Origin of the sequence: Eubacterium sp. F2 (genome assembly GCF_046244355.1) — a bacterium.
Lineage (GTDB): Bacteria > Bacillota > Clostridia > Peptostreptococcales > Anaerovoracaceae > Aminicella.
Genome location: NZ_CP176393.1, coordinates 623284 through 642469 on the forward strand (window position 1 = coordinate 623284; position 19186 = coordinate 642469).

Below are 19186 nucleotides of genomic sequence, written 5' to 3' on the forward strand. Positions count from 1 at the left end.
CTCCGGACAATGAAAAAAAGAGCCGCGCTCCCAGCATCTCTGCTGAAAGCACAGCTCTCATGATTTTCAATCTATGGTCGTCTCAGAGCCTCAATTACTCGATGATCTCTGTTACAACTCCGGATCCTACTGTTCTTCCGCCTTCACGAATAGCGAATCTCAGTCCTTCTTCCATCGCAACCGGTGTGATCAGGTCGATCTCCATTGTTACGTTGTCTCCCGGCATGCACATCTCTGTGCCTTCCGGCAGCTGCAGGTCTCCGGTTACGTCTGTTGTTCTGAAATAGAACTGCGGTCTGTATCCGTTGAAGAACGGTGTGTGACGTCCGCCCTCTTCCTTCTTCAGTACGTATACCTGGCCCTTGAACTTCGTATGCGGATGTACAGTTCCCGGTGCTGCCAGTACCTGTCCTCTTTCGATCTCGTCTCTCTGAATTCCTCTCAGCAGTGCTCCGATGTTGTCTCCGGTCTCTGCGTAGTCCAGTGTCTTTCTGAACATCTCTACTCCGGTTACTACCGTCTTCTGCTTCTCTTCCTTCAGTCCTACGATCTCGACTTCGTCTCCGACCTTGACCTCTCCTCTCTCTACTCGGCCTGTGGCTACTGTTCCACGTCCTGTGATGGAGAAGATGTCCTCGATTGGCATCAGGAACGGCTTGTCGTTATCTCTCTTTGGCTCCGGAATGTAAGAATCTACTGCTTCCATCAGCTCTACGATCTTGTCTCCCCACGGGCCTGCTGGATCTTCCAGTGCCTTCAGTGCGGATCCTCTGATGATCGGTGTGTCATCGCCTGGGAAGTCATACTCGCTCAGCAGCTCTCTTACTTCCATCTCTACCAGGTCAAGCAGCTCCTCGTCGTCTACCATGTCGCACTTGTTCAGGAATACGATGATGTACGGTACTCCTACCTGTCTTGCCAGCAGAATGTGCTCTCTGGTCTGCGGCATCGGTCCGTCTGTTGCTGCTACTACCAGGATTGCTCCGTCCATCTGAGCTGCTCCTGTGATCATGTTCTTTACATAGTCAGCATGTCCCGGGCAGTCTACATGTGCGTAGTGTCTGTTCGGTGTCTCATACTCTACGTGCGCGGAAGAAATTGTGATTCCTCTTTCTCTCTCTTCCGGTGCCTTGTCGATCTGGTTGAACGCAACGTCCTCGCCCAGTCCGTATCTCTGGTGCAGTACTGTTGTGATCGCAGCTGTCAGTGTTGTTTTGCCGTGGTCAACATGTCCGATTGTTCCGATGTTGATATGCGGCTTGGTTCTTTCATATTTCTGCTTTGCCATTTCTCATACTCCTTTACAATAACTACAAAAAAATTGGAGCTGTTGAGCAGACTCGAACTGCCGAACCTCTTCCTTACCAAGGAAGTGCTCTACCAACTGAGCTACAACAGCCTATTACGCAGATTATCTTACTATGTTTCCCTGCACTTGTCAAACTCTTTTCTACTTTCTGCGGATAATATCTTTTTTGACGGCATATTTCGCGGACAAAAGCCGCCCGGGCAAGGGGACACGGCAGCGGCAGTCTGCACCGCCCCTATGTCCCGGATTTCCCGATACCGCTTATTTTCCGCTAAAAGCCGTTTCCCCGCCATCAGGGAGTCCTTTCATGCACTTCTGAAATTCCGGGACCCTGCCACAGATCCCGGAACTTCCATCTCCGCTTCTGGAAATGCCCTGCAGAAGCCGGCCCTTTTTACTCTGCATCCTTCAGGTACTTGTGAATCTTCTTGCGCACTCTCTGAACCGTATTATCCACAACCTTCACCGGACGGCCGACCCGCTCCGCGATCTCCCGCGAAGTTCCGCCGCTTTTCATCTCTTCCCAGATTTCTTTTTCCAGCGGACTGAATAAGGAGTTTCCGTCGTTCTTGAGAAAACGCTCCAGATCATTTAAAAACAGCTGCACCGCCGGGTCGCTGTCTGCCGCTGCAATCGTCTCTTCCAGCGTCGGCCCGTGCTCCTGCTCCGGATCCGCTGAATGGCTGAGAGAAAGAGACTCACTCAGAATGGCGTTCTTTTTCCGGGCGGCCCGGCGGATCGCTGTTACAATCTGCCGGTTGATGCAGAGCTGCGCAAAACTCCTGAAGGAGGCGCCGGCGTCCGGGTCAAAATCCCGCACCGCCTTCATTGCGCCGATCATTCCTTCCTGAATGACATCTTCTTTATCTCCGCCTTCGATAAAATATTTCTGCGAAACGCGGCGCACCATATCCTTATAGCGCCGCAGCAGAATCTCCTCCGCCTGACGGGATCTGGCAATGTTCAGCTGAGAAACCGCCGCAAGCTGTTCGTCGCTCAATTCTTCCAGATTAATTTTCTCCGGCAGTATTCTGCGCATCTCTCTGTCTCCTTATCTCATACATCAGAATGGCAGCCGCATTCGACGCATTCAGAGATGTAATGTGTCCCAGCATTGGAAGGGAAACGATTCCATCGCACTTCTTTCTGACATTCTCGGCGATTCCCGCGCCTTCCGCGCCGATCACGATGGCCACCGGTCCGGTGAGGTCCTGCCCGGTGTAATTCTGTCCGTCCATATCACAGGCATAGACCCAGATATTCTTCTCTTTCAGTTCCTCAATGGTGCGGGAAATATTGGTGACTCTCGCACACGGCATGTATTCAATCGCACCGGCTGATGCTTTGGCAACAGTCTGCGTCAGTCCGACCGCCCTTCTCTTCTGGATGATCACCCCGTGGGCACCTGCACATTCCGCGCTTCTCATAATTGCGCCCAGATTATGCGGGTCTTCAATGCCGTCCAGAATGATGATGAAGGGGTCTTCGCCGCGTTCTTCCGCACGGGCCAGAATATCCTCCACACTGGCATATTCATGGGCAGAAACATGGGCCGCGACACCCTGATGGGCTGCGCCTTCTGCCAGATGGTCCAGCATCTGTTTGCTGACTTTCTGCACCAGGACACCCTTTTCATTTGCCAGAGACAGAATTCTTCCGACCGATCCGCCGCTGCTGTCCTGCACCAGGATTTTCTCAATGCTGCGTCCACTCTTCAAGGCTTCCGTAACCGGATTTCTTCCGAAAATCATCTCGCTGCCGCTCTCGTGATCTCTCTGAAAATCCGCTTCACGTTTAAATTCCATGAAACCCCTGGATTCTCTTCTCTCCGCGTATTCTCCGCTTCTTCCCCGGCTGTTTCCGGAGCGCGCCGGCTTGCCGTAAGCCCCGCGGCCTGACTTTTCATAGCGGTCATTCTTTCCCCTGCCGCTTCTGTATCCGCGCCGCTCCTCACCGTCACGGCCTCTGCGGTCATAAGCATTGGATCCGGAGCGCTTTCCGCCCCTTCTGTCGGAACGGCCGCCTTTTCCGTAAGCTTCCTGTCTTCCGTATCCGCCGCTTCTTTTCTCGTTTCTTCTTCCGCCGCGCTCTCCGCGGCCGCTGTAATTATTTCTTCCGCTCATATTTCACAAAACGGTATGGAATCCCGTCTTCCTCCATTTCTTCACTTTCCCAGCTAATCTGAAACGCATCATCTTCATCCAGGTCCGGAAGATGACGGTCTGCAGTAAAGGCTTTTCCGATTCTGGTGATCCAGCAGACATCGCAGTAAGGCAGAAGCTCTTCATAAACTCTGGCTCCGCCGATCACAAAGGCGTCATCTGCCTCATCTCCCAGGGCATCCATCAGCTGCGGGATGGAATGCACCACTTCCGCGCGCTCCGGCTCATAATTTTCCCGCGTAGTCAGCACGATGTTTCTGCGCTTCGGCAGCCCGCGCTTATGCGGAAGGCTTTCCAGCGTTGCACGCCCCATGACAACGGTGTGTCCGCTGGTTTTTTCTTTAAAATATTTCATATCCTCGTGCAGGCTGCAGAGCAGGTCCCCTTTATATCCGATTCCCCACTGTGCATCTGCCGCTGCAATCATCTGCATGCATCCTTCTCCTTTTCCGCCGCGGCGCAGCCGGGCTTCTCCTTGCGCGTGTGTTTTTTGCCGCAGAAACTAAATCGCTACAGGAATGTTCTTCACCTGCGGACCATGCTGGTAATTCTCCACGATCACGTCGTCCGGCGTAAAGTCGTAGAAGTCGTGCACGTCCGGATTCAGCGTAACGGTCGGTGCCGGATACTGCGGGCGCCGGATCAGTTCCCGGATGATGTCCACATGCCGGTCGTAAATATGGGCGTCGGCGATGACGTGCACCAGCTCGCCCGGCTGAAATCCGCATACCTGCGCCAGCATCATGACCAGAACCGCATACTGTACGACATTCCAGTTGTTCGCCGCCAGGATGTCCTGGGAGCGCTGATTCAGAATCGCGTTCAGGCGGTTTCCCGTTACGTTGAAGGTCATGCTGTAGGCACACGGCTCCAGTCCCATCTCCTGCAGATCGGAGAAATTATAGATGTTGGTCATAATCCGGCGGGAATAGGGCTCGTTTTTCAGGAGATAAATCACGTTGTCCACCTGATCCATCTCGCCCTGCTTGAACTTATATTTCACGCCAAGCTGGTAGCCGTAAGCCTTGCCGATGGATCCGCTTTCATCTGCCCAGGCGTCCCAGATTCTGGTCTTCAGGTCGTGCACGTTGTTCGACTTCTTCTGCCAGATCCAGAGCATTTCCTCGACGGCGGACTTGATGGCGGTGCGGCGCAGGGTCAGCGCCGGAAATTCCTTCGACAGGTCGTAGCGGTTTACCACGCCGAACTGCTTGATCGTGTAGGCCTTGCTGCCATCTTCCCAGTGCGGACGGACTTTCTGGCCTTCCGTCGAGAATCCATGGTCCAGGATGTCCTGGCACATGTTTACGAACAATCTATCTGCATAACTCATTCTCTATCCTTTCTGCAGACAAAAGGAGACCGGGCAAGGAACCAGCATTGCTGCCGGGCCTGCCGGCCTCCCATACCTGCTCTGCTTTCAGACGTGCGCTTTATTTTCCGCTTCCTCTTCGTTCTTTCTGCTGGCGTCCGCCGATTTCCACCGCGCGGGAAACGACCTCTTCCAGACGGTCTCTGCGGCCGGCCTGGTACAAATAGCCGATCAGCGCTTCAAATCCGGTCGCCCACTTATACTGCATCGGGGATGAGCCGCGCGGCCGGGAGGTGTTGGTGTGATTGCGCCCGCGTTTGACCAGATGTTCCTCTTCATCCGTCAGGAATCCATTTTCTATCATCTCGCGGACGATGGCCGCCTGGCTGTCAGCCCGGACGAACTGAATCGCCTTCTTATTCAGCCGGTCGACATGCACACCGCCATCCTTCAGCACATATTCACGGATAAACACTTCATAGACGGCATCGCCCAGATAGGCGAGAGCTGTCGTGTTGGCAGACAGAATCGAAACGGTTTTTCCGCTTTCTTCCGAGGTTTCTAAAGCTTTCCGGCTGCTGTCTTCCGGGCTGTCCGGATTTCCGGCGCCAGTTTCCGTCTGAATGCTGCGTTTCTGTTCTTCTGTCATGCTGCTGTGTTTCTCCTTTACTGTTTTCGTCTGCTTTTATTCTTTACTCTTTGATAATCTGTACGCCCTGCGGAGTATCCTTCAGGGTGATTCCCATTTCCTTCAGCTGATCTCTGATTTCGTCAGCGCGGGCAAAGTTCTTCGCCTTGCGGGCTTCCTGACGCTCTTCTACGAGCTTCTTTACTTCCGGATCGATCTTCTCTTTCTGGTCCTGCTGCAGAAGTCCCAGAACATCGCAGTATTTCATCAGCTGCTCTTCTGCGGCCTTTGCAAAGGCTTTAGTGCTGTCTGCGCTGTTTACGGAGTTGATGGCGGAAACCAGTTCAAATACGGTACTGATGCCGTCTGCCGTGTTCAGGTCATCATCCATGACTCTGCAGAATTCCTCGTTGTATTTCGGGAAATCGTCCGCGGCCTTCTGCTCGTCCGCGTTCATTTCACCGTCTTTACCCTTTTTCTGCAGATATTCCAGGTTTTCCTTGCAGTTTCTCATACGCTGCAGACCTGCTTCCGACTGCTCCATCAGTTCATCGCTGTAGTCGATCGGGTTTCTGTACTGTCCGGACAGCAGGAAGAAACGGATGACTTCTCCGTCATACTTCTTTCTGATCTCGCGGACGGTCATGAAGTTGCCCTTGGACTTGGACATCTTCACGTTATTCATGGTGATGTATGCGTTATGCATCCAGTAATGCGCGAACGGAACGCCGTTGCAGCACTCGGACTGGGCAATTTCGTTTTCATGATGCGGGAACATCAGATCCTGTCCGCCGCAGTGAACGTCGATGGTATCGCCCAGATGTTTCTTTGCCATGGTGGAGCACTCGATGTGCCATCCCGGACGGCCCATGCCCCACGGGGATTCCCATGCGATTTCACTCTCTTCCTTGCGGGCTTTCCAGAGAGCAAAATCAAGCGGATCTTTCTTGACTTCGCCGATGGCGATACGCGCTCCGGCTTCCAGGTCGTCAATGTTCTGTCCGGAAAGTTTTCCGTAATCCTTCGCCTTTCGGGTGCTGAAGTAGACATCTCCGTCGGCCTCATAGGCATATCCCTTGTCAATCAGAGTCTGGATGAATGCGATGATGTCCGGAATGTGCTCAGAAACTCTCGGATGAACGTCTGCTTTCGTCACATTCATGGCCTGAACGTCCTCAAAGTACTCCTTAATGTACTTCTCTGCCACGTCCATGGCGCCGATCCCTTCTTCCTTGGCCTTGCGGATGATCTTGTCATCGACATCGGTGAAGTTCTGCACAAACTTTACCTTATAGCCGCGGAACTGCAGATACTTGCGGAAGGTATCGAAAACGACGATCGGACGTGCGTTTCCGATATGAATGTAGTTATACACCGTCGGTCCGCAGGAATAGATCAGTGCCTCACCCTCGTGAATCGGCTTGAATTCTTCTTTTTTTCTGGTCAGTGTGTTGTATATTTTCATCTCTAACATCTCACTCCTTGCGGTCTCTTCTGCTGAATTACTCTACTGTAATCGTCTTGATGACGACCGGCTCTTCTGGCTTGTCGTTCCACATGCTTCTCGGAACATTCGCGATCTCCTGGGCAACTTCCATTCCCTCTGTGATCTTTCCGAATGCGGCATACTGTCCGTCCAGATGCGGTGCATCGGCAACCATAATGAAGAACTGGGAGCCTGCGGAATTCGGATCCATGGTTCTGGCCATGGACAGAACGCCGGTGGTGTGCTTCAGGTCGTTCTTTACGCCGTTTGCAGAGAACTCACCTTTAATGGAATATCCCGGGCCGCCTGCTCCGGTTCCGTCCGGGTCGCCGCCCTGAATCATAAATCCCGGGATGACGCGGTGGAAGGTCAGGCCGTCATAGAAGCCGCTCTTTGCCAGCTTCTCAAAATTCTCAACGGTGATCGGCGCGATGTCTTCATACAGCTCTCCGGTCATGACGCCGCCGTTTTCCATCGTAATCGTTACTTTCTTCATCTCATTTCCTCCAAGTTATGTTTTTCTGTATATTTCTGTTCCTTTTCTTGCTTTTATTTTTTGCCGCAGTTAACCCACGTCGTATTATTATACCCTGTCACCGGCGGATTCTTCAAGAATCTGATAAAATTAGCTCTAATGACACAGAAAGGCGCCGGCAATACCGCAGATAATCATAATGGTGATCGGACTCCACTTCAGTTTTCCAATCATGAACACGGTGGCTGCGCAGAGGATGATCGGAATCGGATTCCAGCTGGTGAATACGCTCTCGCCCACCAAGACAAAGGATGAACCGATCAGGCCGGCGGTCACCGGGCGGATGCCCTTGAAGGCACCTTCTACCAGCGGGCTTTCTCTGAACATCGTCAGCAGGCTCACCACCAGTGAAATCAGGATAAAGGACGGTGTTGCCTCGCCGATGGTCGCGACCACTGCACCCATGACGCCAGCCGTGTTATAGCCGACGTAGGTCGCCGCGTTGACAGCCAGAGGACCCGGAGTCATCTGGGAAATCGCGACCAGATTGGAGAACTCGCCCTTGGACATGGCGCCGAAGGTCAGCGCCGTCTGGTAAATCATCGGAAGCATGGCAAGGCCGCCGCCGAATCCGAGAAGGCCGACCTTGGCAAACTGAAGGTAAAGAAGCAGGTATATCATTTAGTTTTCCTCCCTTCCTGCCGCAGTCTGCTCCGGGTTATCTTCCGCAGTTTCCGCGTGCTTTTCTGCATCCGTATCAGGTCCGGCCTCTTCCGCAGATGCCGTTTCCTGCGCCGCATCAGCGGCCGGTTTCTCCGTTTCTGTCTCAGCACCGGCACTGTTTCCGCCAGCGTCAGCCGCCGGCGCCTTCTTCTCTGTCACGCGGGAATAAAGCAGACCCAGCACGATGCTTCCCAGAATAACCCAAACCGCATTGACATTAAAGAAGGTTATCAGCACAAAACCCGCAACAGCCAGTGCCGCCGCGAACCAGTTCTTTACAACGCGGCGGGCAATCGTGTAGGCCGACCATCCGATCAGTCCTGTGGCCGCCGCCTTGATTCCGATCAGTGCGCCTTTTACATACGGATTTCCGCCGATTCCATGAAGCAGTTCCGTCACCGCGATAATGATGATCAGACTCGGAAGCAGAACGCCGATGGTTGCGGCGATCGCGCCCTTCAGCTTTCTCTTCTCAAAACCGATGTAGGTTGCCATGTTGATGGCGATAACTCCAGGAAGGCTCTGGCTGACTGCGATACAGTCGATGATGTCGTCTTCGCTGACCCAGTGGTTTTTTTCCACCATGATCGCCTGCATCTGCGGAATCATCGCCATTCCGCCTCCGATAGTCATAATGCCCAGCTTGAAAAACTCCCAGAACAGCACCAGATAACCGGCATCCTGCAGTTCTTGGCGGCTTTCCTGAAAGGGCTTTTCCTCATTCTTTTCCATAATCCATTCTCCTGCTGTTTTCTGCAGGGCCCGCGGCCCCTCTGATTCTCAAACCTGCAGCATGACGGCTCGCCATCCATGCATGACGCAGGTCCGCAGTCACGAAAAAACCGGCAGCAGGAAATTCCTCCCTGCTGCCGGATCCCGTTTCCATCAGGTTCTATTCTAACAGCCAAAGCGCTCAGCCGCAACCAAGTCAGCCGCACGTTTCACCGCTTCATCCGCGGAAATTTCTTCCATATGGTCTTCATCACGGCGGAGCTTATACTCCACGATGCCGTCAGAAGCCTTTCCGCCGACAGTAATCATAACCGGATATCCGAGCAGATCCGCATCGTTGAACTTGACGCCGGCACGCTCATCACGGTCGTCCACCAGAACTTCGACACCCTGCTTCTCCAGCTCATCCTGAATGTGAAGCGCAACTTCCATCTGCTTCTCATCACTCGGCTTGATCACCGTAATCATGACATGATACGGAGCAACCGATACCGGCCATACAATGCCCTTCTCATCATGGTGCTGCTCGACAACTGCCGCAACCGTTCTGGTTACACCGATTCCGTAGCATCCCATAACGATCGGATGCTTTTCCTGTTTCTGGTCCAGATAATATGCGCCCATGGACTCGGAATACTTGGTTCCCAGCTTGAATACCTGGCCGACCTCGATACCCTTGGTGTGCTTTACCGGAGCGCCGCATACCGGGCACGGATCTCCTTCCTTCATCATCTTGATGTCGGTTACGATGTCGCCCTTATAGTCTCTTCCATAGTTGACATTGATGTAGTGGTGATCCTTCTCGCAGGCACCTGCGCACAGGTTCTTCAGTCCCGGCAGTTCACTGTCGACTACGATGGTGCAGTCATGCAGTCCCATCGGGCCTGTGAACCCGCCGACACATCCTGTTGCCGGTCCCATCTTCTCTTCATCCGCAAAAGCAATGCAGAATTCCGGAATGTTCAGGGCATTGACCAGCTTGATCATATTGACGTCGCGGTCACCTCTTACGAATGCCGCTACATATCCGTTTTCCTTCAGTGTAGCCTCATCATAAGTGACGAACAGCAGAGCCTTGATGGTCTGCTTCTTATCCAGATGCAGGTAGTCGCAGACCGCTTCAATCGTCTTGGTTCCCGGAGTTTCCTTCTTCTCCAGCGGCAGCATCTCCACGTCGTCCTGCGCCTTGGCATCCACGCACGCGCAGCGCTCGTCCGTTGCAGCCATGCCGCACTTGTCACAGTAGAACAGATCACTCTCTCCCACCTCAGACAGAGCACTGAATTCATGAGAATTGCTTCCGCCGATCGCGCCCGTATCCGCCTCCACCGGACGGCAGTCCAGTCCGCAGCGCTTAAACACCTTCTCATACGCATGGTACATGTCCATGTAGCTCTTATCCAGACCCTCCTGGTCCACATCGAAGGAATATGCATCCTTCATAATAAATTCTCTGGATCTGAGCAGTCCGAAGCGCGGACGATCCTCATCTCTGTACTTTGTCTGAATCTGATACAGATTGACCGGCAGCTGCTTATAGGAGGTCAGATCGTTTCTGGCAACATCCGTAAAGCACTCTTCATGTGTCGGTCCGAGGCAGAAGTCTCTTCCGTGTCTATCCTTGATACGCCACAGTTCTGGGCCGTATTCATTCCATCTTCCAGTTTCCTGCCAAAGCTCTGCGGGGATTACAGCAGACATGTGAATTTCCTGAGCGCCAGTTCTGTCCATCTCTTCACGGACAATCTGCTCAACCTTGCGGACAGCCCTCCATCCAGGCTGCATGAATGAGTAAACACCGGAAGCCTGCTGACGGATCATTCCGGCTCTGAGCATCAGTTTATGACTCGGGATCACAGCATCTGCCGGATCATCATGGTATGTTTTAAAATACATTTTAGACATTCGCATAAGTCTAATCCTCCTTAAGCTTAGCAATTTGTGAAAGCCCCACAATAGTTAGTTATTATTATATCAAACTTCACTATATATTTCACTCTATTTTTATTATTATTCTCTATCCCGGGACAAAATATTATCAGGCAAGTCAATTCACGGCCTGCCGGGAAGGGGTTTTCTCTGCCTTCCGCACAGCTTCTTCCCCGGCATCCGGCCAATGCTAAAAATCCGCCGCCTGCGCCGTTATCGTGCAGACCGCCTCCGCGGCAATTCCTTCCCCGCGTCCGGTGAAGCCGAGCTTTTCCGTCGTTGTAGCCTTGACGCTGATCCGGCCTTCGGAAACTCCGCAGACCTCCGCAATCCGCTGCCGCATCTCCTGGATATATCCGGCCAGTTTCGGTCTCTGGCAGATCACAGTCATATCCGCATTTCCCAGCGCCCAGCCGTGCTCTTTCAGAACCTCGCAGACCCGGGCCAGAAGCTTCATGCTGTCTGCTCCTGCATAGGCGGGATCGTTATCCGGGAACAGTTTCCCGATATCTCCCAATGCCGCGGCGCCCAGCATGGCGTCCATCAGCGCGTGCACCAGGACATCCGCATCTGAATGACCGAGCAGGCCCTTCTCGTAAGGAATTTCCACACCGCCGAGAATCAGTTTTCTGTCTTCCACAAGGCGGTGCACATCAAATCCTGTACCGATTCTGATTTCTCCACTCATTTTCTGTAAATCCTCCGGTGTTGTAATCTTGATATTAGACGGGGTTCCTTCCGCGATTTCCGGCAGGACGCCGATGCGCTCCACCAATCCTGCCTCATCCGTCCCGCTGAAATGGTCCTTTGCCGCCGCCTCAAACGCCCGGATCAGAAGCCCGAACTGAAAGCCCTGGGGGGTCTGCACGCTGTACAGCTTTGAGCGGTCCAGGGTCCCTTCTGTAATATGGCGGATGGTGCTGACTGCCGGCAGCGCCGCGATGGCCGCCCCGGCCTTTTCCGCGCGGAGAAGAACATCCTGAATGGTTTGATCCTCTGTAAACGGACGGACGCCGTCCTGTACCAGAACCAGATCGTCCTCTTTAAATCCCTGCTTCTGCAGATACTGAAGCGCATTCCAGACAGAATCCTGTCTGGCGCTCCCGCCCGGGACTACGGTCACCGGGACGTTTACGCGGGATTCATGTTCCGCAGACTGTCCCTCTGTTCCTGCGTCAATTCCGGCCTTCCGCAGAAGGTTTATTCCCTCCTGCATTTGTGCCTGCGGCAGTGTAATCACCAGCCGGTCGGGAAAATCCTGCTCCAGGAACCGGTTCACCGTACGCTCCAGAATCGTCCTTCCGCCGATACGCAGAAACTGTTTGGGGACCGGCGCCCCCATGCGCGTCCCCCTGCCTCCGGCAGTGATGACCACAGCCGTTTTCTTCCCTTTATACATCGTGATACCAATATGCGGCATGCAGGATAGCTGCCCGCATGCCGCATTCTTCCTTTCTTTATCTGATTTTCATCATGACCTGCACAGGCGGCCGAAAATCATCTTTCCGGCAGAGGTCTGCAGAACACTGGTGACACGGATATTCGCCGTCTTTCCGATCATGGACACACCATCTTCCACAACGATCATCGTGCCGTCGTTCAGATAGCCGATGCCCTGGGAAGCGTCTTTTCCGTGTTTCACGATCTTCAGCGTCATCTCTTCACCCGGAAGCACAACCGGTTTCAGGGTGTTTGCCAGTTCGTTGATGTTCAGAACCTTGATCTTGTTAATCCCGGCAACTTTATTCAGATTGTAGTCATTGGTCACGACAGCTCCGTTCATCATCTGCGCCAGTTTCAGAAGCTTCACGTCCACTTCCGGAATCTCCGTCAGCGCCTTGTCCTTTTCCGTGTTGTAGATTTCCACGCCATACTTGGTCTGGATCTCATTCAGCACATCCAGTCCGTGCCGCCCCCTCGCGCGCTTCAGCGAATCCGCCGAATCCGCGATATGACGCAGCTCAATCAGAACGAACTCCGGAATGACAATCGTTCCTTCCAGGAATCCGGTCCCCATAATGTCCGCGATTCTGCCGTCGATAATGACACTCGTGTCAAGAATCTTAGGCATGGCCATCGAACCCTTTTTCCGGGATCCCCATCCGCGGGACGCGGTTCCTGCGATCGCAGCTTCCGTCTGTTTCCTTGCCGCATGCATGTTGGAAACGATTTCCGTACCCTTTGTCGTCCCGACCACGATGCCGAGATAGCAGAGCACGCCGTAAATCACGACGACGATCAGCGCATGAACATACCGGTTCAGCACAAAACTGACAAGCTGAGACAGGAAAAACGCAATGACAAGTGCCGCGATCAGACCAATCGTGCCAGAAATAATTGTACTGCTGGAAACCCCCTGCAGGTCATCCCCGATATTCTTGCTGAGTCTCAGACCCTTTCTTCCCACAGCCGGTGCAATCATGAAAAAGATAAATCCTAAAATAATTGCGACTGAAATTGCAATAGCCGTGAGCTTTCCCGTTGAAAGCATGTAACTGTTTCCGCCGAAGGTGCGGATTGCGTCCTGAATCAGCCGGGTAATCCCATATCCGAGTCCCGCGCCGATCAGCGCAAAAATTACACGCATAAATTTTCTGATCATCCTGGTCCCTCCTTTCTTCTGAAATTTGATATTCTGAGCGCATCTGCGCTCTTATGCGGAATTCAGAAAAATTTCTGCAATCTTCTCATTTCCGTACAACCAGTATAATTCAAAAAACAGAACCATTCAAGGATTCCGTGCATACATATGCTTTTTCTCATGATTTTTTTGTGGTATTATATAAGGAAGAATGTTTGAAAAAAGAGGAGGAATATCTCTATGTATAAATTACTTGTTGTCGATGACGAACCAAAAATCCGGGAAGTCATCCGTGAATATGCTGAATTCAACGGTTACGACGTTACAGAAGCAGAAGACGGCATGTCCGCCATCGGCCTCTGCAAACTGAACAACTATGATCTTATTATTCTGGATATTATGATGCCGAAGCTCGACGGATTCTCCACATGCAAGGAAATCCGCAAGACCAGCGACACACCGATCATCATGCTTTCCGCCAGAGGCGAAGAGTACGACAAGCTCTTTGGTTTCGAGCTGGGCATCGATGACTACATCGTCAAGCCGTTCAGCCCGAAAGAGCTCATGGCCAGAGTCAACGCCGTCCTGAAGCGCCGCGACGCAAGCAGCCGCTCCAAGGCTGACGTCATGCGCTTTAAAGGCCTGGAAATCAACATCCCGGCCCGCACCGTCACCGTAGACGGCAAGCGCGTCGACCTCACTCCGAAGGAATACGAACTTCTCTTCTATCTGATTCAGAACCGCGACATCGCCCTGTCCAGAGACAAACTGCTCTCCGACATCTGGGGATACGATTTCTTCGGCGACGACCGCACCATCGACACCCACATCAAGAACCTGCGCAACGCGCTCGGACCTTACCGCAGCTTTATCGTAACCTTGCGCGGCGTCGGATATAAGTTTGAGTGTCCAGAAGACGACGAGTAACAGGAACTCCGTCCGGGAATCTCGTAATCGTCTGACAACCACACAGCCAGAATAACCCCTTGCCAAGGTGTTTTTTGCCGGCAAAAAAAGCACGAGCAAGGGAATGACGGAACATGAACACCGGTGGCGGGCTTCTCCTTCAGGCAGACAGTCAGCACCGGTGTTTTCTGTACAATCGGCATAATCCGACAGCAATGAAAAAGAGGGCATTCAGCGAAAGGAATTCTGAATATGGAACGAAAGAAAATCGACTTTCACAGCATAAAATTCAAGCTGCTCGCATATTTCCTGATCTTCGCGGTGATCATGATGATCCTTGTCTGGTTCCTGCAGATCTTCTTTCTCAATCACTATTATGAAGACATGAAGACCAGACAGACCGCCCGCATCGCCGACCAGATCCGGAAAAGCTATCAGAAAGGACACAATCTGTCCGCACTGAAGGCCAAAATCAAGGACGTATCGTCGAAAGACGATCTGACGATTTTCATCCGGACGCGCACCGGAAGAGCCGTCACCAACAAGCAGGGGCAGCCCGTCGACCAGCAGTACTACTACGACAGCCGCTATGAGGCAGAGATGTTCCGGCTGAACACCAAACTGCAGACCAGCACCTTCGACAGCATCTCCGAGATTCTGACCAGCCACGCCCAGCCGCAGAACCGGACCCTGGAATACGCCGGATTCCTCGACCAGGGCAGCAGCAGGCGAACCATGTCCACAAACAGCTACGTGATGTTCATCTTCTCCCCGCTGTACCCGATGCAGTCCACCGTGCAGATTCTGCAGCACCAGCTGCTCTATATTATCCTCATCGCCCTCGTTCTGGCCCTTCTGATGTCTATCCTGCTTTCCCGCCACATCAGCCAGCCGATCCGCCAGATCACCGGCGCCGCCGCAAAAATGAGCAAGGGCGACATGAACGTGAAATTCCAGGGCGGCCGCTACTCCGAAATCGAAGAGCTCGCCGAAACCCTGAACCTGGCAGAATCGGAAATCGAGCGTACCGGCCAGTACCAGCAGGATCTGATCGCCAACGTGTCGCATGACCTGCGCACACCGCTGACCATGATCCGCTCCTACGCCGAGATGATCCGCGACCTCTCCGGCGACAATCCGGAAAAACGCAACAAGCACCTGAAAGTCATCATCGACGAATCCGAGCGCCTGAACGCCCTCGTAAACGACATGCTGACCATGTCCCGCATGCAGTCCAAGCGCATGCTCCTGATCAACGCCCCGTTCGACCTGAACCAGGCCGCCGCAGACGTCATCTCCACCTACGAAGTCATGAATGATAAGGAGAGCTACAACATCATCTTCCAGCATCCGAAGACGCCGCTCATCGTCAATGCCGACGAAGCCAAAATCAAACAGGTCATGAACAACCTCATGTCCAACGCCGTAAAATACTGCGGCGACGACAAATTCATCCGCGTCACCCTGAAACGCTCCGGCAGAAAAGTCCGCTTCTCCGTAGAAGACCACGGCCCGGGCATCCCTGCCGACGAACTCCCGTATGTCTGGGACAAATACTACAAAGCAAGCGCCAACCACGCCCGCGACACCAAGAGCACCGGCCTCGGCCTGTCCATCGTCAAAGAAATCCTCAACCTGCACAAAGCCGCCTTTGACGTCGACAGCACCGTCGGCAAAGGCAGCACCTTCTGGTTCGAGCTCCCGCTCATGCACAACAGCAGAAACCTGCACAGCCGCAACAGCCGCCGAAGCACACACAGCAGCGGCTTCAGCACCACAAACTCCGGTACCACGCCGCACAACACCGGCAATGACAGCAGCAGTACCAATTAGAACCGACCGCTTCAGCGTCCGCGCCGCACAGCCGCAACAACACTGCCAACAATAGTAACAGCAATGCCAGCAGTAACAGTAATCAAAACAACGACAGCCATCATGGCGGCGCGGGCGCCAGTGCTCCGCACAACGGGTGATAACAATCAGTCCCTGCATCACACATCCAGGTAAATATTTACTCAGGTAAAATTCAGTAAACTCAAGTCAAACCCTGTCGGCGGTGAGTTTTGTGACACCGGGATGCTCTATTCCAATTCCGAACTGAGCGACTTCGGACTGACCTGATTCCGGGCTGCCACAACGGAAAAGCAGAGAAACGGGACGAGAATTGGGTGACGGAATTGGGATGAGGAATAGTTGTGTATACTGCATCCAAAATATCAACCGTCTCTGTCCATTTCTGTGCAGTTACGCAGTTATTTACTCAGGTAAAATTTGATTAAACTCAGTCAGCCACTGCTGACCGCAGATTTTATGATGATCACGTGAAGTTTTTTGAGGCGGTTCGTTCTTTTCTCGATTTTTTGACAAAACGCCGAACCAGATATTTATGCATTCTGGTCGACGCTGCGGTCTCGTACTCGTTGAAGCTGCTGATCAACTATGCTGTCTGTCTTTACGTACACTTTATTCAATTATAATCAAGAGCCCGCATGACCATTATCGTTATAATAACTGATTACATCTCTATATTATTAAAAAAGCTGTTAATATATTTACGGCTTCTTTTGAGAACGCAATTTTTGCAATTATCAGGCACTATCTTGCGAAATTTGGCAGATTCGCAGTTCGTAGTTTCCTTAAATAATCACGATTAAAACGAACCAGAAAAATACGATCTCAACTTTTCAAATTGTTTATTTTTGTATTTGCATAAATATACAAAGCTCGTAAAAAGAAAGGCATTTATTGACCTGTTTCGTCTCTGTCGGACAGATTCGTATACAGTATACCCGCCTCACACGTACTTCTCTCTCATTTCTCTGCCACACACACTTCTCTCTCACGCACTCCTCTCCCAATACGTAAAATCCGCCGGGAGCCAAAACTATATCTGGATCCCGGCGGATTTTATGCACTTCATATCATGATGTTGGGGTCGAAAGGTAACTGTTCAATCTAATATCACTATAAATAAATGTGCACCGCACAAGAGCGGCTGCATTTAATATCTGCGATTTGAGCAAATGGCTTTTGACCCTTACATAATATCATATTATGATTTCATCCCATTACTTATTCTGCTTGTCGTCGTATTCGCTGACTGCGGCGATGAAGCCTCTGAACAGTGGATGCGGGCGGTTCGGTCTGGACTTGAATTCCGGATGTGCCTGTGTGGCGATGAAGAATGGATGGTCTTCCAGTTCGATCATCTCGACGATTCTGCCGTCCGGGGATTTTCCGGCCAGAACCATGCCGTGCTCCTGCAGGGCTTCGCGGTACTGGTTGTTCACCTCGTATCTGTGTCTGTGTCTTTCCTTGATATGGTCTGTTCCGTACAGCTCATAGGACTTTGTGCCTTTTGTCAGAACGCACGGGTAGGAGCCGAGGCGGAGTGTTCCGCCGATGTCGACTACGCCTTCCTGGTCTGGCATCAGGTGGATGACCGGGTTCTTTGTATCCGGGTCTACTTCAACACTATTGGCGTCGGTCAGGCCCAGGACGTCTCTTGCGAACTCGACGATGGCCATCTGCATGCCCAGGCAGAGTCCGAGGAACGGAACTTTGTTTTCTCTGGCATAGCGGATTGCGGCGATCTTTCCGGCAAGTCCTCTGGTGCCGAATCCTCCCGGTACCAGGATTCCGTCTGCATCTTTCAGGCGGTCGTTGACGTTGTAGCTGCTGACCTCTTCGGAATCAACCCAGTCGATCTTTACGTCGGCGTGGTTGTAGGCGCCGGCTGCGTGAAGGGCTTCGACGACGGACAGGTATGCGTCATGCAGCTCGACATATTTGCCGACCAGTGCGACATTGACCGTCTTCTTTGGATGCTGCCAGTTATACAGCATCTCTTTCCAGTCTTCCAGCTCCGGCTGCGGGCAAGGCAGCTGCAGGCATTTGCAGGCAATCTGGGCGATGTGCTCTTTTTCCAGAGCCATTGGAACCTCGTACAGGATCGGCAGGTCCATGTTCTCGATGACGTTTTCCTTTGGGACGTTGCAGAAGAGGGCGATCTTATTGCGGACTGTTTCTGTCAGCGGCTTCTCGCAGCGCAGAACCAGAACGTCCGGCTGAATTCCCATTCCCTGTAGATCTTTTACAGAGGACTGGGTCGGCTTGGTCTTCAGTTCTCTGGAGCATGCCAGATACGGAACCAGGGTAACATGCAGCAGCATGGAATTTCCAGGTCCGATCTCTGCTCTGAACTGGCGGATGGCCTCCAGATACGGCTGGGACTCGATGTCTCCAACGGTTCCGCCAACTTCGATGATAGCGATTTCTGTATCCATTCCCGGTCCGTCATAATCCTCAACTGCTGCAGGCTGACGATAGAAACGGGACTTGATTTCGTTGGTGATGTGCGGAATAACCTGAACGGTGCCTCCGCCGTAGTCTCCGCGGCGCTCCTTATTCAGAACCGACCAGTATACCTTTCCGGTAGTAACGTTGGAGTTCTGTGTCAGAGACTCGTCGATGAAACGCTCATAGTGACCCAGGTCCAGGTCTGTCTCTGCGCCGTCATCGGTTACAAATACCTCTCCATGCTGAACCGGATTCATTGTGCCCGGATCGATATTAATGTATGGATCAAACTTCTGCATCGTGACCTTATAGCCGCGCGCTTTCAGCAGACGGCCCAGGGACGCTGCCGTAATTCCCTTTCCTAATCCAGAAACCACGCCTCCTGTGACAAAAATATACTTTACAGCCATAACTTCCCCTTTCTGCACGGATGTTTACCCATACTTGACATTGAAACAGCACTGTTCATCACTAACATTCACTAACTTTTATGATACCATAAATTCAACATGCACAGGAACACAATCTTTTACATCCTGATCCGCCCCTGTGCAGTATTTCTCCGAAATTTATTTTTACAACTTAATTATTCTAATGCGAAACGGGCATCAGGTCAACTGAAAACCGCAATCCCTTCACGCAGC

Annotated in this window: 16 protein-coding genes and 1 tRNA gene; 2 read left to right on the plus strand and 15 right to left on the minus strand. The window is 52.4% G+C overall.

Translation table 11 applies throughout. From position 1 onward, the window contains the following. Positions 1-94 precede the first annotated feature (94 nt). From tuf to ACI77B_RS02615, 14 genes are all read right to left on the minus strand, one after another. Positions 95-1288, minus strand: coding sequence for an elongation factor Tu (gene tuf / locus ACI77B_RS02550; protein WP_409337215.1), 1194 nt, complete (start codon positions 1286-1288; stop codon positions 95-97). 34 nt (positions 1289-1322) lie between these two features. Continuing rightward, positions 1323-1399 (minus strand) — tRNA-Thr (locus ACI77B_RS02555). Between the two features lie 304 nt (positions 1400-1703). Then, entirely contained in the window at positions 1704-2348 is a 645-nt protein-coding gene (locus ACI77B_RS02560) for a sigma-70 family RNA polymerase sigma factor (RefSeq protein WP_409337224.1), read from the minus strand. Next, positions 2320-3432, minus strand: a complete 1113-nt coding sequence (gene rlmB / locus ACI77B_RS02565; RefSeq protein WP_409337225.1) for a 23S rRNA (guanosine(2251)-2'-O)-methyltransferase RlmB — start codon at positions 3430-3432, stop codon at positions 2320-2322. The genes ACI77B_RS02560 and rlmB overlap by 29 nt, the downstream gene beginning before the upstream one ends. Beyond that, positions 3416-3904 (minus strand): dihydrofolate reductase, encoded by a 489-nt coding sequence (locus ACI77B_RS02570; RefSeq protein WP_409337226.1) that lies wholly within the window; start codon positions 3902-3904, stop codon positions 3416-3418. Before ACI77B_RS02570 ends, rlmB begins: the two co-directional genes overlap by 17 nt. Positions 3905-3973: 69 nt before the next feature. Beyond that, positions 3974-4804 (minus strand): thymidylate synthase, encoded by an 831-nt coding sequence (gene thyA / locus ACI77B_RS02575; protein ID WP_409337227.1) that lies wholly within the window; start codon positions 4802-4804, stop codon positions 3974-3976. Positions 4805-4904: 100 nt separating this feature from the next. Then, positions 4905-5432, minus strand: a complete 528-nt coding sequence (locus ACI77B_RS02580; protein ID WP_409337228.1) for a Mini-ribonuclease 3 — start codon at positions 5430-5432, stop codon at positions 4905-4907. A 43-nt stretch (positions 5433-5475) separates the two neighbouring features. Next, entirely contained in the window at positions 5476-6876 is a 1401-nt protein-coding gene (cysS, locus tag ACI77B_RS02585; RefSeq protein ID WP_409337229.1) for a cysteine--tRNA ligase, read from the minus strand. Positions 6877-6913: 37 nt separating this feature from the next. Then, the gene (locus ACI77B_RS02590; RefSeq protein ID WP_409337230.1) at positions 6914-7393 is read right to left on the minus strand and encodes a peptidylprolyl isomerase; all 480 of its coding nucleotides are present in this window, start codon (positions 7391-7393) and stop codon (positions 6914-6916) included. Positions 7394-7528: 135 nt separating this feature from the next. Further along, positions 7529-8053, minus strand: coding sequence for a chromate transporter (locus tag ACI77B_RS02595; RefSeq protein WP_409337231.1), 525 nt, complete (start codon positions 8051-8053; stop codon positions 7529-7531). Further along, complete coding sequence (locus ACI77B_RS02600) at positions 8054-8827, minus strand: chromate transporter (RefSeq protein ID WP_409337232.1); 774 nt, start codon at positions 8825-8827, stop codon at positions 8054-8056. Between the two features lie 165 nt (positions 8828-8992). Continuing rightward, complete coding sequence (locus ACI77B_RS02605; protein WP_409337233.1) at positions 8993-10738, minus strand: proline--tRNA ligase; 1746 nt, start codon at positions 10736-10738, stop codon at positions 8993-8995. 208 nt (positions 10739-10946) lie between these two features. Further along, positions 10947-12176, minus strand: coding sequence for a 2-C-methyl-D-erythritol 2,4-cyclodiphosphate synthase (gene ispF / locus ACI77B_RS02610; RefSeq protein ID WP_409337234.1), 1230 nt, complete (start codon positions 12174-12176; stop codon positions 10947-10949). Positions 12177-12227: 51 nt separating this feature from the next. Continuing rightward, positions 12228-13358, minus strand: coding sequence for a PIN/TRAM domain-containing protein (locus ACI77B_RS02615; RefSeq protein WP_409337235.1), 1131 nt, complete (start codon positions 13356-13358; stop codon positions 12228-12230). A 219-nt stretch (positions 13359-13577) separates the two neighbouring features. On the opposite strand from ACI77B_RS02615, the gene ACI77B_RS02620 reads away from it, so the two are divergent. Beyond that, a complete protein-coding gene (locus ACI77B_RS02620) occupies positions 13578-14264 on the plus strand; it encodes a response regulator transcription factor (RefSeq protein WP_178263853.1) in 687 nt (228 codons plus the stop codon). Positions 14265-14495: 231 nt separating this feature from the next. Further along, positions 14496-16076 carry a sensor histidine kinase gene (locus tag ACI77B_RS02625; protein ID WP_409337236.1) on the plus strand — a complete coding sequence of 527 codons (1581 nt, stop codon included), beginning with the start codon at positions 14496-14498 and terminating at the stop codon, positions 16074-16076. Between the two features lie 1235 nt (positions 16077-17311). Here ACI77B_RS02625 and ACI77B_RS02630 read toward each other — a convergent pair. Beyond that, positions 17312-18952 (minus strand): CTP synthase, encoded by a 1641-nt coding sequence (locus ACI77B_RS02630; RefSeq protein WP_409337237.1) that lies wholly within the window; start codon positions 18950-18952, stop codon positions 17312-17314. Positions 18953-19186: the final 234 nt, after the last annotated feature.

Excerpts from the sequence above, each read along its gene's own strand:
- tuf (WP_409337215.1), bottom strand. The coding sequence starts at position 1,288 with ATGGCAAAGCAGAAATATGAAAGAACCAAGCCGCATATCAACATCGGA.
- ACI77B_RS02560 (WP_409337224.1), bottom strand. The coding sequence starts at position 2,348 with ATGCGCAGAATACTGCCGGAGAAAATTAATCTGGAAGAATTGAGCGAC.
- rlmB (WP_409337225.1), bottom strand. The coding sequence starts at position 3,432 with ATGAGCGGAAGAAATAATTACAGCGGCCGCGGAGAGCGCGGCGGAAGA.
- ACI77B_RS02570 (WP_409337226.1), bottom strand. The coding sequence starts at position 3,904 with ATGCAGATGATTGCAGCGGCAGATGCACAGTGGGGAATCGGATATAAA.
- thyA (WP_409337227.1), bottom strand. The coding sequence starts at position 4,804 with ATGAGTTATGCAGATAGATTGTTCGTAAACATGTGCCAGGACATCCTG.
- ACI77B_RS02580 (WP_409337228.1), bottom strand. The coding sequence starts at position 5,432 with ATGACAGAAGAACAGAAACGCAGCATTCAGACGGAAACTGGCGCCGGA.
- cysS (WP_409337229.1), bottom strand. The coding sequence starts at position 6,876 with ATGAAAATATACAACACACTGACCAGAAAAAAAGAAGAATTCAAGCCG.
- ACI77B_RS02590 (WP_409337230.1), bottom strand. The coding sequence starts at position 7,393 with ATGAAGAAAGTAACGATTACGATGGAAAACGGCGGCGTCATGACCGGA.
- ACI77B_RS02595 (WP_409337231.1), bottom strand. The coding sequence starts at position 8,053 with ATGATATACCTGCTTCTTTACCTTCAGTTTGCCAAGGTCGGCCTTCTC.
- ACI77B_RS02600 (WP_409337232.1), bottom strand. The coding sequence starts at position 8,827 with ATGGAAAAGAATGAGGAAAAGCCCTTTCAGGAAAGCCGCCAAGAACTG.
- ACI77B_RS02605 (WP_409337233.1), bottom strand. The coding sequence starts at position 10,738 with ATGCGAATGTCTAAAATGTATTTTAAAACATACCATGATGATCCGGCA.
- ispF (WP_409337234.1), bottom strand. The coding sequence starts at position 12,176 with ATGCCGCATATTGGTATCACGATGTATAAAGGGAAGAAAACGGCTGTG.
- ACI77B_RS02615 (WP_409337235.1), bottom strand. The coding sequence starts at position 13,358 with ATGATCAGAAAATTTATGCGTGTAATTTTTGCGCTGATCGGCGCGGGA.
- ACI77B_RS02620 (WP_178263853.1), top strand. The coding sequence starts at position 13,578 with ATGTATAAATTACTTGTTGTCGATGACGAACCAAAAATCCGGGAAGTC.
- ACI77B_RS02625 (WP_409337236.1), top strand. The coding sequence starts at position 14,496 with ATGGAACGAAAGAAAATCGACTTTCACAGCATAAAATTCAAGCTGCTC.
- ACI77B_RS02630 (WP_409337237.1), bottom strand. The coding sequence starts at position 18,952 with ATGGCTGTAAAGTATATTTTTGTCACAGGAGGCGTGGTTTCTGGATTA.